Source organism: Sphingomonas sp. KR3-1 (genome assembly GCF_040049295.1).
GTDB lineage: Bacteria > Pseudomonadota > Alphaproteobacteria > Sphingomonadales > Sphingomonadaceae > Sphingomonas.
This window is the reverse complement of the sequence record NZ_JBDZDQ010000003.1, coordinates 327,939-340,377: the sequence shown is the minus strand read 5'-3', so window position 1 is coordinate 340,377 and position 12,439 is coordinate 327,939. Positions and strand designations below refer to the sequence as shown.

Genomic DNA, 12,439 nt, shown 5'->3' with positions numbered 1-12,439 from the left:
GGCGAAAGCCTGAGCCCAGAGTTCAGAAGACCGCTCTTTGAGATTGCCGGATCAAACCCGCCCTGGGCGTGAACCTTGTGAACTTCGCCCCTCAGCGCACCGCATCAGCCGTCGGCCGCGGTGTCGGCGAGGGCTTGGGCACGGGCATGCTGAAGCTTACCTGGCTCTTGCCCGAAGCGGGCACATTGGCCGGCGCGGCGGCCGGGGTCACCGCATCGGCCTTGCGCCGCACGCCGGTGAGCGAGGCGGGGCCTGCCGGCGGAGTCGCGCCCGGCGTCGGCACCGGTGCGGGCGCGGCCGCCTCGGCGGGGATCTGGACGCGCATGCACTGCACCGGGCTCGGCCGGCGGAATTGCTGGCAGTTCCACAGCGCCTTGGCAAAGCCCTGGCTCTCGTCGCGCAGATAGCTGAACGACAGCGTCGAGACCTGCGCCGCGGAGAGCGGCAACCGGGCCGGGGTCTGCTTGCCGTCGGCCCAGGCCATGAACTTGCAATAGGGCCGCTCGCCGCACGTCTTGATCGCCAGCGCGGCGAAGGCGTCGGGGTTCATACCCTTGGGCAGCGTGAGCATGAAGTTGTTGGCGTCGCCGCCCTCGGCCGCCATCGGGGCAGGGACGGCGCTTTGCGGGATTGTCGCGGGGTCGATGAACGCCCCGTCGGTGCCCACCGCGCCGGGGAGCAGCGCTTCCATTGCCGGGTCGCCCTGGAAATTGCCTGGCGAGAGCCGCGCCATCAGCGCGATATTGGGCTCGACGCCGGCATAGGTGCGGTTGAACGCCGGCGGCGTGCCCCACCAGCCCGCCCAGCGGAAGAACAGGTGCGTGTGGACCTCGGTGATCTTCTCGAGGCTGGCGCTCCAATAGGGAACGACCCAGTCGGTGTGATAGTGGGTGGCGTGGCCCACAGGCTTGTAGACGGTGCCGGTCAGCGCGGCGCGGGCGACATAGCGGGCGCGCTCCCAGGCGGCGGCGGTGGGCGAATAGCGCAGGATCGCGCCATCGCAGCTGAAGGTGAACTGGCAGCCGGTCGAGCGCTCGGAACCCTGGAACACGACGCCACAGATCGTCTTGGGGAAGGCCGGGTGGCGGGTACGGTTGATGATCACCTGCGCGACCGCTTGCTGCCCCACCGCATCGTCGCCCGCTTCGTAATAGACCGCGGCGGCCAGGCAATCGACGGCACGGGCGCGGCTCGCGGCGTCGCCATAGATGTTGAACGGCCGCGCCGCAGGGTTGGGCAGGGTGGAGAAGGGGATGGTGGCGTTGAAGGCGCGGGCGTCGTCGGGGTCGACGGTCTGCAGCTCGACGGGCTCGACCGGCGGCAGCTCGGTCTGCGGCACCACGCGGTGCGACACCTTCACCGGTGCACGCTGGTGGTGGACCACCACCCGCGGTGTGTGGGTCACCAGCCAGAGCGGCAAGGCGATCGCGGCGAGCGCGGTCAGGCCGAGCAGGATGGCGAGCACCGGCGCGGTGCGTCCGGCTGTTCCGGAGATGCGAAGGGAAGGGAGGGTCGGCATGGGGTCGCCGCCCATAACGCAGAAGTCGCGCCGTTGGAACCATTGCGGCGCCGAAACGCCGCCTGGCCCGGTCAGCCTGCCCGTATGCGGCTCAGTTCGGCCAGAATCCGGTGACTTCGCACATGTCCCAATGATCGGCGGCGCCGAGCTTGCACGCCGCGGCGGTCCCGCCGGTGCACAGCTTCACTTCGCGCTGGTAGCGCTTGTAGCAGCTCTCGGGCTTGATCGGCGTGGCGGCCTTGTGGACCGCAGCCACCCGGACCGGGTGGGACACCGGGGCGGCCGAGACACCGCGTGCCTCGGCCGGCGTTTCCAGCCCGCGCTGCTTCCCCCCGAAAGCGAGCGGCCACCCCAGATAAACGGCGAGCAGAACGCTCACCAAGATCATTGCATTGCGCACTGGATTCCCCCCGGAAACCGCTATCTCCGAATCGGAGGCTAGCGTTAATCCGGGGTTAATTCCAGAGGACTCAACTCTCTGGCAGGAAGTCCGGAACGCTCAGATAGCGCTCACCTGTATCATAATTGAACCCCAGGACGCGGACGCCGTCCGGCAGGTCGGGCAGCTTCTGCAGAATCGCCGCCAGAGTCGCCCCCGAGGAAATGCCGACGAGCATGCCTTCCTCGCGAGCCGAGCGGCGGGCCATGTCCTTGGCGACACCGGCATCGACCTTGATCACCCCGTCGATCGCGTCGGTGTGGAGGTTGCGCGGCACGAAGCCGGCGCCAATGCCCTGGATCGGGTGCGGACCGGGCTGGCCGCCCGAGATGACCGGCGAAAGCTCGGGCTCGACGGCATAGACCTTGACGTTCGGCCAGGCCTTCTTGAGCGTCTCGGCAACACCGGTGATGTGCCCGCCGGTACCGACGCCGGTGACGACCACGTCGATCGGCGTGTCGGCGAAGTCGTTGAGGATCTCCTGCGCCGTGGTCTTCACGTGCACGTCGATATTGGCGGGATTTTCGAACTGCTGCGGCATCCAGGCGCCGGGCGTCGTCTCGACGATCTCCATCGCCCGCTCGATCGCGCCCTTCATGCCCTTTTCACGCGGGGTGAGGTCGAAGGTGGCGCCATAGGCCAGCATCAGCCGGCGGCGCTCGACGCTCATGCTCTCAGGCATGACGAGGACGAGCTTGTAGCCCTTCACCGCCGCGACCATCGCCAGGCCGACGCCGGTGTTGCCGCTGGTCGGCTCGACGATCGTGCCGCCCGGCTTCAGGCTGCCGTCGCGCTCCGCCGCCTCGATCATCGACAGCGCGATCCGGTCCTTGATCGAGCCGCCGGGATTGGTCCGCTCGGACTTGATCCACACTTCGGCGTCCGGGAACAGCTTGCTGACGCGGACGTGCGGCGTGTTGCCGATCGTCTCGAGGATCGTGTTGGCCTTCATGTCGTCATCTCCTTGGGAGGAATTTCGAGATTGGCCGGAGGATCGAAGGTACGAGCCCGCCTTAGCTCCGGGAATAGCTTGGCCCATGCCAGCGTGACAAGCACTGCGCCGATGCCGCCGCCGACAACCGCGGCAACCGGACCGATCAGTGCGGCGAGGAAGCCCGACTCGGCCTCGCCCAGCTCGTTCGACCCCGAGACGAACAGCGTCGAGACAGCGCCGACGCGGCCGCGCATGTCGTCAGGGGTGTAAAGCTGGATCAGCGACTGGCGGACATAGACCGAGACCATGTCGGCCGCGCCCAGCACGAACAGCGCGGCGAGCGCGATAAGCACCGCAGGCGCGGTGTCGTGCCCTACCGCCGCCGGGCCCAGCACCGGCAACAGCAGCGGCGCGGAGAGGCCGAAGACGATCGTCGCCAGGCCGAACAGGCCGACCGCGACCAGCATCTTCACCCCGACATCGCTCTTGAGCGGCCGCCAGGAGAAGAAGATCGCCGTCGCCACCGCACCGACTGCGGGTGCGGCGCGCAGATGGCCGAGACCCGAGGAACCGACCTGGAGGATGTCGCGGGCATAGACCGGCAGCATCGCAGTCGCTCCACCGAGCAGCACGGCGAACAAGTCGAGCGAGATCGCGCCGAGCACAAGCCGGTTGCGGCGGACATAATGGAGGCCGTCGATCATCTGCGCCCAAGGGCTGCCGCTGAACTTGCGCGCGCTGCGCGGCACTTCGCCGATCAGCATCAGCAGCAGGAACGAGACGACGAACAGCCCGCCGGCCACCGCATAAGAGAGCCAGTCCGCAGCGGCATAGAGATAGCCGCCCATCGCCGGCCCGATCACCGTGCCGATCTGCCAGGAGAGCGAGCTCAGCGCGATCGCGGTCGGCAGCAGCTGCTTGGTGACGAGATTGGGCGAGAGCGCGCTCAGCGCCGGGCTGGCAAAGGCGCGCGCCACGCCGAGCAGCGCGGCGATGCCGAACAGCCAGGGCAGCGTGATCGAATGGGTATAGGTGAGTACGCCCAGGCTGATCGCGCAGAACGCCTCGAGTGCCACCGCGGCACGGGCGATCCAGCGCCGGTCGATCCGATCCGCCACCCAGCCGGCGAACAGCGAGAGGCAGAGCAGCGGCAGGAACTGCGCGACGCCGATCAGGCCGAGCTGGAAGGCCGCCTCCTTCACGGTCATCGTCCGGCGGGCGATGTCGTACACCTGCCAGCCGATGACGATCACCATCGCCATCTGCCCGAGCGTCGTCGAGAGGCGGGCGAGGAAATAATAGCGGAAATTGGGAACGGCGAACGGATGCTTTGCTTCGGCCATGCCGAAGCCTCTAAGCGCTTCCGCGACGGAACCGCAACGAGCGATTGCGTGCGGAAGCGCCAAGCAGGGCTATCAGGCGATAATTTCCGTCTCGCGCTCGGCCTGGGCCGGCGTGCCGCTGAGGAAGGTCAGCAGGTCCTTGACCAGGCGATCGGTCGCGCTGGCGAACAGGCCGTGCGGCTCGCCGTCATATTCGACATATTGCGCATTGGAGATGCCCGCCGCGGCGCGCTTGCCGATCTGGTGGGGAACGATCGTGTCGCCGCTGCCGTGGATCACCAGCGTCGGCACGGTGAACGCGGCAAGGTCCGGGCGGAAATCGGTAAAGCCGAAGGACTGGGCGCAGGCGAGCGTCGCCTTGAGGCTGGCGGTCATCGCGACGTTCCACGACGCGTTGCGCACTTCCTCGCTCACCGGGCTGGCGATCAGGCCGACGCCGTAGAACTGCTTGAAGAAGCCGCCGAAGAACTTCGCCCGGTCCTCCCCGATCGACTTGGCGATGGCATCGAGCTGCTCGACCGGCACGCCGTCCGGATTGTCGTCGCCCTGGGGCATATAGGGCACTACCGAGCTGACCAGCGCCGCCGAGCGCACGCCCTTGCCGCCGTGGCGCGACATGTAGCGGGCCACCTCGCCGCCGCCCATCGAGAAGCCGACCAAAGTCGCGTCCGCCGTCGCACCGGTTTCCTGCAGCACATCGGCAAGATCGTCCGCCAGGCTGTCATAATCATAGCCGTTCCACGGCTGGTCCGAGCGGCCGAAGCCGCGGCGGTCATAGGCGATGGCGCGGTAGCCGGCCTCGGCGAGCTTCAGCGCCACGGGATCCCAGCTGTCGGCCGAGAGCGGCCAGCCATGGATCAGCACGACGGGACGACCGGAGCCCCAGTCCTTGAAATAGAGTTCGGTGCCGTCGCGGGTCTTGATCGTGGGCATGGAGCGCTCCTGCTGGCGAGTGAGCCTCCAGAACGGGCAGCGCCAAGGCCCGTTCCTCAGCGCAGCTTGGCGGGCTGCACATCCTCGGTCTCGGCAGCCCGCGGGTTGCGGATGGCGGGGCGCAGGCGGGCGAGGCTGCACAGGCCGGCGATCGTCGCCAGTCCCGCCGAGACGAGCGGCGGCACCATCCCGCGGCCGATGCCGAACGCCAGCAGCGCGGCGACCAGCGTGGCGCCGGTGGTCTGCCCGACCATCCGCGTGGTCGAGGTGAGCCCGCCCGCGGCGGCAGCGCGGTCGATCGGCGCCGAGCCGATGATCAGCCGCGCATTGGGCGACAGGAACATGCCGAAGCCGGCGCCGGTGAGCGACATGCGCCAGGCGATGTCGAGCCAGCTCGGGTCAGCGGGCAGGAAGGCCATGAACAACAGGCCGATCACCGCGATCACCATGCCGATCCCGCCGAGCGCGCCGGCGGGATAGCGGTCGGACAGCGAGCCGGCGAGCGGAGCGACGAACATGGTGGTGAGCGGCCAGGGCGCGATCACCGCGCCGACCTCGGACGGGGCGAAGCCATAGCCGTGCTGGAGGCGGAAGGGCAGCGACAGCAGCAGCGTCATCGTCGCAATGAAGGCGGTGTAGGCGCCGACCACCGAGAGCGCGAGCACCGGGCGGGTCAGCAGGTCGACCGGCAGGATCGGCTTGGCTTCCTTTCGCTCACGGCGGACGAAGAACACGCCGATCACCGCGCCGGCCAGCACCACCGCGCCGGAGACCACCGGGCTGTCGCCATGGACGCCGCTCTCCAGCCCGCCGATCACCAGCCCGAACATCCCGGCACAGAGCAAGGCGCCGAGCACGTCGAACGGTTCGTCCCGCGACGCGCTGTCGGGCAAGGCGCGGCCGAACAACAGGCTGGCGACGGCGAAGGGCACCGCGGAGGCGAACACCCAGGGCCAGGGGCCGATCGCCAGCACGAGCCCGCCGATCGTCGGCGCCAGCGCGGCGGAGCTCGACACCACCACCGAATTGATCCCCAGCCCGCGGCCGAGATGCTTGGACGGGTAGACCTGGCGGATCAGCGCCGAGGAGACGCTGAGCGCCGCCGCCGCGCCCGCCGCCTGCGCGGCGCGGACGATGAGCAGGAAGGGCAGGCTCTTGGCGAAGAAGCACAGCAACGTCGCCACGGTGAACACCAGCTGCCCGGCCTGGTACATCCGCTTGAGGCCGATCCGCTCGCCGAGCCCGGCAAAGGGCAGGAGCAGCATCACCAGCGTCAGCTGGTAGACCGTGACGATCGACACCGCCGCCGCGCTGTCTACCCGCAGGTCCCGGGCAATGGTCGGGAGCGCCACCGTGGCGATCGCCCCGTCGATGACCACCAGTGCGGAGCCGAACGAGACGGCGGCAATGGCGAGGGTGCGGCGGGGCTGGGGCAGGCCATCGGTCATGCCGCGCTCAGTGCATCAACAAGCCGTGCGGTTCCAGCGGGAACCCGAAACGCATCCAACGGTTCTTTCGCCATCGAAACCAACTGCTTGGAGAGTCCAGATGGGCAAGGGCATTTTACTGTGGCTGATCGGCATTCCGATCCCGATCATCCTGCTGATCCTGCTTTTCTGGCACTGATCCGCCGTCAGGCCGCCTCGGGCTTGTCCCGGGCGGCATCCGGCGCACCCGTGCCGAGGATCAGCTCGCGTATTTCCCATGCATCGGCGACGTAGCGATGGTCAGGCTTGCCGGGGCATGCGCCTTCGTCGTCGGTCGGGAGATAAGATAGCAGCGGCACGATCTCGGTCGCCTCACCCTCCAGCCGGTCGCGGATGCGGTTGAGCAGCCATTGGCAGGCGCGGGCATAGGTTTCCCAGTGCGCCTCGCTCGGCAGGTTGCGCCAGCGCGCGACATGGTCGCGGAAATCGGTGACGAGCGCGGCGGTCTCGGCGCTCGCCTTGCTGGCGGAGGTGGCGGCATCGCCACCCACCATGTCCATCAGCGGGCCATAGACCTGACCCTCCATCTTGGCGAAATGCAGTAACAGGTCGCGGGTGAACAGCCAGCGCCGGAAGGGCAGGCCGTCGTCATTGGCCGGCCGCGGCCCGGAGACCAGGGTCTCGAGCATATCGGCATTGGCTAGGATGTGGCCGTGCTGCCTCAGCACGCGCTCCACGGGCATTGCGCGACTCCTCATGGCACCGTTGTGGACCCATTATGCCTGCGCGGCGGTGAAGCCGCGGCTCCGGAGCTACCCCCATCGGGGATGCTACGGAGGCGCCCCGCCGCAATGCGCGGCGGGGCGTTCCATATCAGCGGCAGCGAACCGAATCGCGGTCCGCGGCGCTGCCGAGCGCACCGCCGGCAACCGCGCCGAGCAGCGTGCCGACCGTCTTCGAACGGCCGCCGGCGATGATGTTGCCGAACAGGCCGCCAGCCGCGGCGCCGACGATCAGGCCGGTGGTGCCGTCCGAGCGGCGGCAATAATATTTGCCGTCCTGGCCGCGATAGACGCGGTCGTCCTGGGTCAGCACGCGCTCCTGATAGTTCGGCGGCGGCGCGCGATAGTCGCGTACCGGATCGTAGAACTGATCGTCGGCGGGGTCGTAGCTCGAATAGCCGCCACGCGGCGGCGGGGGCGGCGGCGGACCGATCGGGCGCGACCTGTAGCTGCGATAGCGCTCGAGCGCCTGCTGGAACGCGTCATATTCGCGCTCGAAGCGCTGCTGCGCGACGTCGAAGCGCGCCTCCTCTTCCTGCCCGCTGCTGTAGACCGGCGCGCGCTGCGCGGACGCGGGCGATGCGACCGCCAGAGTGGCCGCGGCAGCCGCGGCGAGAGTTACCAGATGCTTCATTATGCTCTCTCCTTCCCGAAGGCCCATACGGCCGGGAACTCTGAAACGTTCCGGACATGCGCGTGAAGCCGCGCTGAACGGACGGGGCAGGCACGACGAACCCGCAACGAAACGGGGCAAATCGGGGCCGGAAACCCGCGGAAAGTCACAAAGGCCGCGACATTCACGCGCGTGCGCGCGGGACCCGCCCCGCTGCCGCCTGGAATTGCCGGATGAAGAACCCGCGAGGAGAGCGGCATGCCGGTCATCCGGCGGTCGATGCGCAGTTGCTTGACGATTTCGCGGCGGCCGAGCGGCCGGCCACCATGCTCGGCGGCGCACTTCGCCGGCGCGGCGCGACCGGGCGCGCAAAGGCAGATGGTCTCCATCGACGAGTCTATGCGAAATGATTTCCAACATTGGAAGCCCCTGCGCGGCGGCGCTGAAACGGCGGCGCCGCGCCAATCGCCCGGATCGTAGCGGCCGGTGGATCCAGTCGTTTCCGACGCTCGGCGATCGGCTCGGTTCACGCGCTTCACAAAACCTAAAGGGTCGTCCGCGTAGAAGGGAGCGGGATTGATACGGGGCGTCGAAGCGGGATGGGTGGCAGGAGCGGGGCGGCAGCCAAGACGGGCGCGAGCGTGCCGTTCGTGCGCAGGAGCGGCACCGATCCGTCCGCCACCGAGCATCTGCGCCTCTTCCGCAACTACGAAGCGATGGACCTGGGCTGGTTCTGGGCGACCGACCCCGAGGGCTGCATCACCTATATCAGCGACGGCGCGGCGCGCTCGCTCGGCGAGACCGTCGAGGGGATGCTCGGCCGCGACATCCTGTCGCTGTTCCGCAACGCCAATGACGAGGCCGATGCCGAGCGGCGGCGGACCATGCCGTTCCAGATGGCGCGCCAGGCGCGGTTCGACGCGATCCCGCTGATGGTCGACATGCTCGGCGAGGAGCGCTGGTGGGCGCTTTCGGGCCAGCCGGCCCGCGATGCGCGCGGCACGTTCACCGGCTATCTCGGCCACAGCGTCGACGTGACCAAGGAACAGCGCGCCGCGCATGAGAGCAACCGGCTCGCCATGTACGATCCGCTCACCGGGCTGCCCAACCGGCGCCGGATGAGCAATCTGCTCGACAGCACCATCGCCGCCTTTCGCAGCCAGCAGCGTGCCTGCGCGCTGATGCTGATCGACCTCGACCGCTTCAAGGCGATCAACGACAGCCTGGGCCATCCGGTGGGCGACGCGCTGCTCAAGCAGGTCGCCGAGCGGCTGACCACGATCGTCGGCAATGTCGAGCAGATTGCCCGGATGGGCGGCGACGAGTTCCAGGTGATCCTGCCCGATGCGCACAACCGGGTGGGCATTTCCGACCTCGCCAACCGGATCATCGAATCGCTCTCGCACCCCTACACCATCAATGGCAGCCGCTGCCTGATCGGCGCCTCGATCGGTATCGCCGTCAGCCCCTTTGACGCGGTCACCAGCGACGAGCTGGTGCGCAATGCCGACCTCGCGCTCTACGCCGCCAAGGGCGCGGGCAGGGGCCGGGCGCGCTTCTTCTCCTCCGACCTGCTCCAGGTCGCCGAGGACCGCCGCCAGCTCGAGCACGACCTGCTCGACGCGCTCGCCAAGGGCGAGATGGCGGTGCACTACCAGCCGATCGTCGGGGCGAAGAGCGAGGAAGTCACCGGCTTCGAAGCGCTGCTGCGCTGGAATCACCCCAAGCGCGGCCGGATCTCGCCGGCGATCTTCATCCCGATCGCCGAGGATGCCAACCTGATCCCGCAGCTCGGCGAATGGACGCTGCGCCAGGCCTGCATGGACGCCGCGCGCTGGCCGGGCGAGCTGCGGATCGCAGTCAACGTCTCGCCGATCCAGTTCGCCAGCGATGCGCTGCCCGCCATCGTGATGAGCGCGCTTGCCGGCTCCGGACTGAAGCCCGAGCGGCTCGAGCTCGAGATCACCGAGAGCGTGTTCCTGGGCGACACCGCCGAGACCGACGGGCGCTTCGCCGCGCTGAAGCGGCTCGGCGTGCGGCTGGCGCTCGACGATTTCGGCACCGGCTATTCCTCGCTCGGCTATCTGCGCACCGCGCCGTTCGACAAGATCAAGATCGACCAGAGCTTCGTCCGCGGCACCACCGAGGAGGGCGCCCGCAACCAGGCGATCATCGCCGCGATCGTCGCGCTCGCCAATGCGCTCGGCATGGAGACCACCGCCGAGGGCATCGAGAGCTTCGACCAGCTCGAGACGATGCGCCGGCTCAACGTCAGCCATATCCAGGGCTTCCTCTACAGCCGCGCCGTGCCCAATGACGAGCTCGTCACGCGCTTCCAGGACGGCAAATGGGTGATCAAGCCGCAGGGGCCGGCCCGCCAGCGCCACATCCGCCACACCACCTTCCGCAAGGTGGGAGTGATCCACGAGAACCATTATTACTCCGCCGTGCTCAAGAACGTCTCGGCATCCGGGGCGCTGATCGACGGGATCGTCGACGTGCCGGAGGGCACGCAATTCGTCGTCGACCTCGGCGAGGGGCAGATGGCCGTCGCCATCGTCCGCCGGGCGATGCGCCAGCAGCAGGGCATCGAGTTCGAGCAGCCGCTGGTCGAGGACCATAATGGCGTGCTCACCACCCGGCACCGGGTCTCGCCGCGGGTGCTGGGCGAGGCCGGGCTGCAGCAGCAAGGCAACAACTTTGTCGCCAAGACCGCCGAGGGATCGCTGACCCTGCCGGCCTTCCACACGATCACCGAGTGGAACGGGATCGAAGTCTAGCCCGTGCCGGCGCCCGCCACCGCGCAACCGGCAACCGGACTCCGCGTTTTCCTCGCCGCCACATGCTATGCTCTAGACACAGACGCTTGCTGCACCGCAACATGAGCGGCATAGGGAGAGGATGAAGTTGAGTCTCGAAGCCGATCCGTCCGCCACGCCCGCGGCGATGCTGCCGCTGCTGTTCGAAGCGATCGTCCGCCACAAATGCGTGTCGATGACCTATAACCGCACGCGGATGATCCTGGCGCCGCACATCCTCTACACCCGCCACGACGCAGTGTTCCTCGACGCGGTGGTCGTCTCCAAGGAGGGCTTCCTGCCGCGCGAGGAGAAGGTGGGCACCTTCAAGCTCGACGGGCTCAAGGAGCTGACCCTGCTCGAGCGCGACTTCGCGCCGAGCGCGCTGTTCGATCCGAGCCTGGAGAAATACCAGGGCGTGACGCTGATCCAGATCGAGGCGGCGGCCTGAGGGGCTTGCCCGCCTAGGTTGACTCGGTTCGGGGAAATGCGCCTCATCTCGCAACTTTCTTGCGTGGCGGCGGCGTGAGCGGCGTGGGCGTGCCGTTGAGCGCGGTCATCGCCAGGCGCCAGTCGATCCGGTGGCGCGTACCGACCTGCTTGCCCTTGTAGAAGCGCGGCGTGGTGATCCCGACAGTAGCGCGCTCCACCGCCCGATCGAAGGCATCGGCATAGCCGATAGCCAATGCGAAATCCCATGCCGCCGCAAAACTCTCCGCCCCGGGCCGCTCGCGCAGCTTGTAGGCGGACTGCTTGCTCATCCCCACCGCGCGGGCGGCGTGGAGGACCGAGCCCATCGCGGCGAGCGCAGTGATGAAGTCCCGCTGCCGGCGCTCGCTCCAGCCATTGTGGTGGATGCGTTCGAGGGGAACGGGAGTGAAGGCGAGGGCGCTGGGGCCGTCGTCTTCGGGCGTATCGGGGGAGGGTGAGTCGTCCATCTACCAGGGTAGATCAGACGAAATCCTACATTTGAAGCGGAATTATATCCGCTCGACGGGTACGCCTAGCTGGAGCGCGGCGTCGGCCATGCGCTGGTCGAGCGTTACCAACGCGAAGCCTCCGTCCTTTGCCACAGCGAGATGCAAGGCATCGCCTGCGCGCAAACCGAGCTCATGCTGCGCAGCGAAACGGGCAGCGACCTCGAAATGCTCTTCTGCGACAGCCAGCGTCGGCAAGCTGGTCGTTGCCATGACAGCAAACGCCCCCAGGGCCTCGGCCCGGGTTTCGAGCGTAATTTCCCCGGTCCGCAGCTTGAGCGACAGCGCGCTCGATATTTCGGTATGGGTCCAATCGCTGATAAACGCCGTTCCCGGCTCCACGCTTTCCAGCCAACCGAGAACCGCAGGCGAATGCTGCTCCACAACAAGCGCTGCGACCATTGCCGAGGTGTCAAGATAATAGCTCAATAGCGTGCGTCGTCGCGCATCCGGCGGATGAACTCCCCGGCGGATTCCTTTTGAACCGGCGTCCGCGCATGCAGCTTGCGCAGCGCTTCGACGTCAATTGGCTCCCACTCGCGCTCGACCTCCGCGGGCACAAGCCGCGCGGCGGGCTTGCCGCGCCGGACGATCTCGATGCTCTCGCCCGCCTCGACCCGATCGACGATCTCGCTGAGGCGCGCCTTGGCGTCGGCTAGGTTGATGCGTTCCAT

At 68.0% G+C, this 12,439-nt stretch carries 15 protein-coding genes; 4 read left to right on the top strand and 11 right to left on the bottom strand.

The genetic code is table 11. The annotated features are described in order from the left end of the window. Nucleotides 1-91 precede the first annotated feature (91 nt). The 6 genes from ABLE38_RS17535 to ABLE38_RS17510 form a co-directional block, all read right to left on the bottom strand. A complete protein-coding gene (locus tag ABLE38_RS17535; protein WP_348975539.1) occupies nt 92-1,519 on the bottom strand; it encodes a cell wall hydrolase in 1,428 nt (475 codons plus the stop codon). Nucleotides 1,520-1,610: 91 nt separating this feature from the next. Beyond that, nucleotides 1,611-1,898 (bottom strand): hypothetical protein, encoded by a 288-nt coding sequence (locus tag ABLE38_RS17530; RefSeq protein WP_348975538.1) that lies wholly within the window; start codon nt 1,896-1,898, stop codon nt 1,611-1,613. A gap of 91 nt (nt 1,899-1,989) precedes the next feature. Beyond that, a complete protein-coding gene (cysK, locus tag ABLE38_RS17525; protein WP_348975537.1) occupies nt 1,990-2,910 on the bottom strand; it encodes a cysteine synthase A in 921 nt (306 codons plus the stop codon). Then, nucleotides 2,907-4,235 carry an MFS transporter gene (locus tag ABLE38_RS17520; protein WP_348975536.1) on the bottom strand — a complete coding sequence of 443 codons (1,329 nt, stop codon included), beginning with the start codon at nt 4,233-4,235 and terminating at the stop codon, nt 2,907-2,909. The genes cysK and ABLE38_RS17520 overlap by 4 nt, the downstream gene beginning before the upstream one ends. 72 nt (nt 4,236-4,307) lie before the next feature. Further along, entirely contained in the window at nt 4,308-5,168 is an 861-nt protein-coding gene (locus ABLE38_RS17515; RefSeq protein ID WP_348975535.1) for an alpha/beta hydrolase, read from the bottom strand. Between the two features lie 56 nt (nt 5,169-5,224). Beyond that, nucleotides 5,225-6,616, bottom strand: a complete 1,392-nt coding sequence (locus ABLE38_RS17510) for an MFS transporter (RefSeq protein WP_348975534.1) — start codon at nt 6,614-6,616, stop codon at nt 5,225-5,227. Here ABLE38_RS17510 and ABLE38_RS17505 point away from each other — a divergent pair. Next, nucleotides 6,615-6,794, top strand: coding sequence for a hypothetical protein (locus ABLE38_RS17505; protein WP_348975533.1), 180 nt, complete (start codon nt 6,615-6,617; stop codon nt 6,792-6,794). The genes ABLE38_RS17510 and ABLE38_RS17505 overlap by 2 nt on opposite strands. A gap of 7 nt (nt 6,795-6,801) precedes the next feature. Here ABLE38_RS17505 and ABLE38_RS17500 read toward each other — a convergent pair whose 3' ends face one another. Continuing rightward, a complete protein-coding gene (locus tag ABLE38_RS17500; RefSeq protein ID WP_348975532.1) occupies nt 6,802-7,338 on the bottom strand; it encodes a hypothetical protein in 537 nt (178 codons plus the stop codon). A gap of 130 nt (nt 7,339-7,468) precedes the next feature. Beyond that, nucleotides 7,469-8,011, bottom strand: coding sequence for a glycine zipper 2TM domain-containing protein (locus tag ABLE38_RS17495; RefSeq protein WP_348975531.1), 543 nt, complete (start codon nt 8,009-8,011; stop codon nt 7,469-7,471). 212 nt (nt 8,012-8,223) lie between these two features. Between ABLE38_RS17495 and ABLE38_RS17490 the strand changes: the two genes are divergently transcribed. From ABLE38_RS17490 to ABLE38_RS17480, 3 genes are all read left to right on the top strand, one after another. Then, nucleotides 8,224-8,400 carry a hypothetical protein gene (locus ABLE38_RS17490; RefSeq protein ID WP_348975530.1) on the top strand — a complete coding sequence of 59 codons (177 nt, stop codon included), beginning with the start codon at nt 8,224-8,226 and terminating at the stop codon, nt 8,398-8,400. Between the two features lie 189 nt (nt 8,401-8,589). Beyond that, on the top strand, nt 8,590-10,770 hold the full coding sequence (locus tag ABLE38_RS17485) for an EAL domain-containing protein (protein WP_348975529.1): 2,181 nt from the start codon (nt 8,590-8,592) through the stop codon (nt 10,768-10,770). A gap of 121 nt (nt 10,771-10,891) precedes the next feature. Continuing rightward, on the top strand, nt 10,892-11,239 hold the full coding sequence (locus tag ABLE38_RS17480; protein ID WP_348975528.1) for a WYL domain-containing protein: 348 nt from the start codon (nt 10,892-10,894) through the stop codon (nt 11,237-11,239). Between the two features lie 43 nt (nt 11,240-11,282). Here ABLE38_RS17480 and ABLE38_RS17475 read toward each other — a convergent pair whose 3' ends face one another. The 3 genes from ABLE38_RS17475 to ABLE38_RS17465 are packed head-to-tail and all read right to left on the bottom strand — an operon-like array spanning nt 11,283 to nt 12,439. Then, on the bottom strand, nt 11,283-11,726 hold the full coding sequence (locus tag ABLE38_RS17475; RefSeq protein WP_348975527.1) for a hypothetical protein: 444 nt from the start codon (nt 11,724-11,726) through the stop codon (nt 11,283-11,285). 42 nt (nt 11,727-11,768) lie between these two features. Then, a complete protein-coding gene (locus ABLE38_RS17470) occupies nt 11,769-12,194 on the bottom strand; it encodes a type II toxin-antitoxin system VapC family toxin (protein ID WP_348975526.1) in 426 nt (141 codons plus the stop codon). Then, entirely contained in the window at nt 12,191-12,439 is a 249-nt protein-coding gene (locus tag ABLE38_RS17465) for a type II toxin-antitoxin system prevent-host-death family antitoxin (protein WP_348975525.1), read from the bottom strand. Before ABLE38_RS17465 ends, ABLE38_RS17470 begins: the two co-directional genes overlap by 4 nt.

Excerpts from the sequence above, each read along its gene's own strand:
- ABLE38_RS17505 (WP_348975533.1), top strand. The coding sequence starts at position 6,615 with ATGCCGCGCTCAGTGCATCAACAAGCCGTGCGGTTCCAGCGGGAACCC.
- ABLE38_RS17485 (WP_348975529.1), top strand. The coding sequence starts at position 8,590 with ATGGGTGGCAGGAGCGGGGCGGCAGCCAAGACGGGCGCGAGCGTGCCG.
- ABLE38_RS17510 (WP_348975534.1), bottom strand. The coding sequence starts at position 6,616 with ATGACCGATGGCCTGCCCCAGCCCCGCCGCACCCTCGCCATTGCCGCC.
- ABLE38_RS17515 (WP_348975535.1), bottom strand. The coding sequence starts at position 5,168 with ATGCCCACGATCAAGACCCGCGACGGCACCGAACTCTATTTCAAGGAC.
- ABLE38_RS17480 (WP_348975528.1), top strand. The coding sequence starts at position 10,892 with ATGAAGTTGAGTCTCGAAGCCGATCCGTCCGCCACGCCCGCGGCGATG.
- cysK (WP_348975537.1), bottom strand. The coding sequence starts at position 2,910 with ATGAAGGCCAACACGATCCTCGAGACGATCGGCAACACGCCGCACGTC.
- ABLE38_RS17495 (WP_348975531.1), bottom strand. The coding sequence starts at position 8,011 with ATGAAGCATCTGGTAACTCTCGCCGCGGCTGCCGCGGCCACTCTGGCG.
- ABLE38_RS17475 (WP_348975527.1), bottom strand. The coding sequence starts at position 11,726 with ATGGACGACTCACCCTCCCCCGATACGCCCGAAGACGACGGCCCCAGC.
- ABLE38_RS17520 (WP_348975536.1), bottom strand. The coding sequence starts at position 4,235 with ATGGCCGAAGCAAAGCATCCGTTCGCCGTTCCCAATTTCCGCTATTAT.
- ABLE38_RS17490 (WP_348975530.1), top strand. The coding sequence starts at position 8,224 with ATGAAGAACCCGCGAGGAGAGCGGCATGCCGGTCATCCGGCGGTCGAT.
- ABLE38_RS17535 (WP_348975539.1), bottom strand. The coding sequence starts at position 1,519 with ATGCCGACCCTCCCTTCCCTTCGCATCTCCGGAACAGCCGGACGCACC.
- ABLE38_RS17500 (WP_348975532.1), bottom strand. The coding sequence starts at position 7,338 with ATGCCCGTGGAGCGCGTGCTGAGGCAGCACGGCCACATCCTAGCCAAT.
- ABLE38_RS17465 (WP_348975525.1), bottom strand. The coding sequence starts at position 12,439 with ATGGAACGCATCAACCTAGCCGACGCCAAGGCGCGCCTCAGCGAGATC.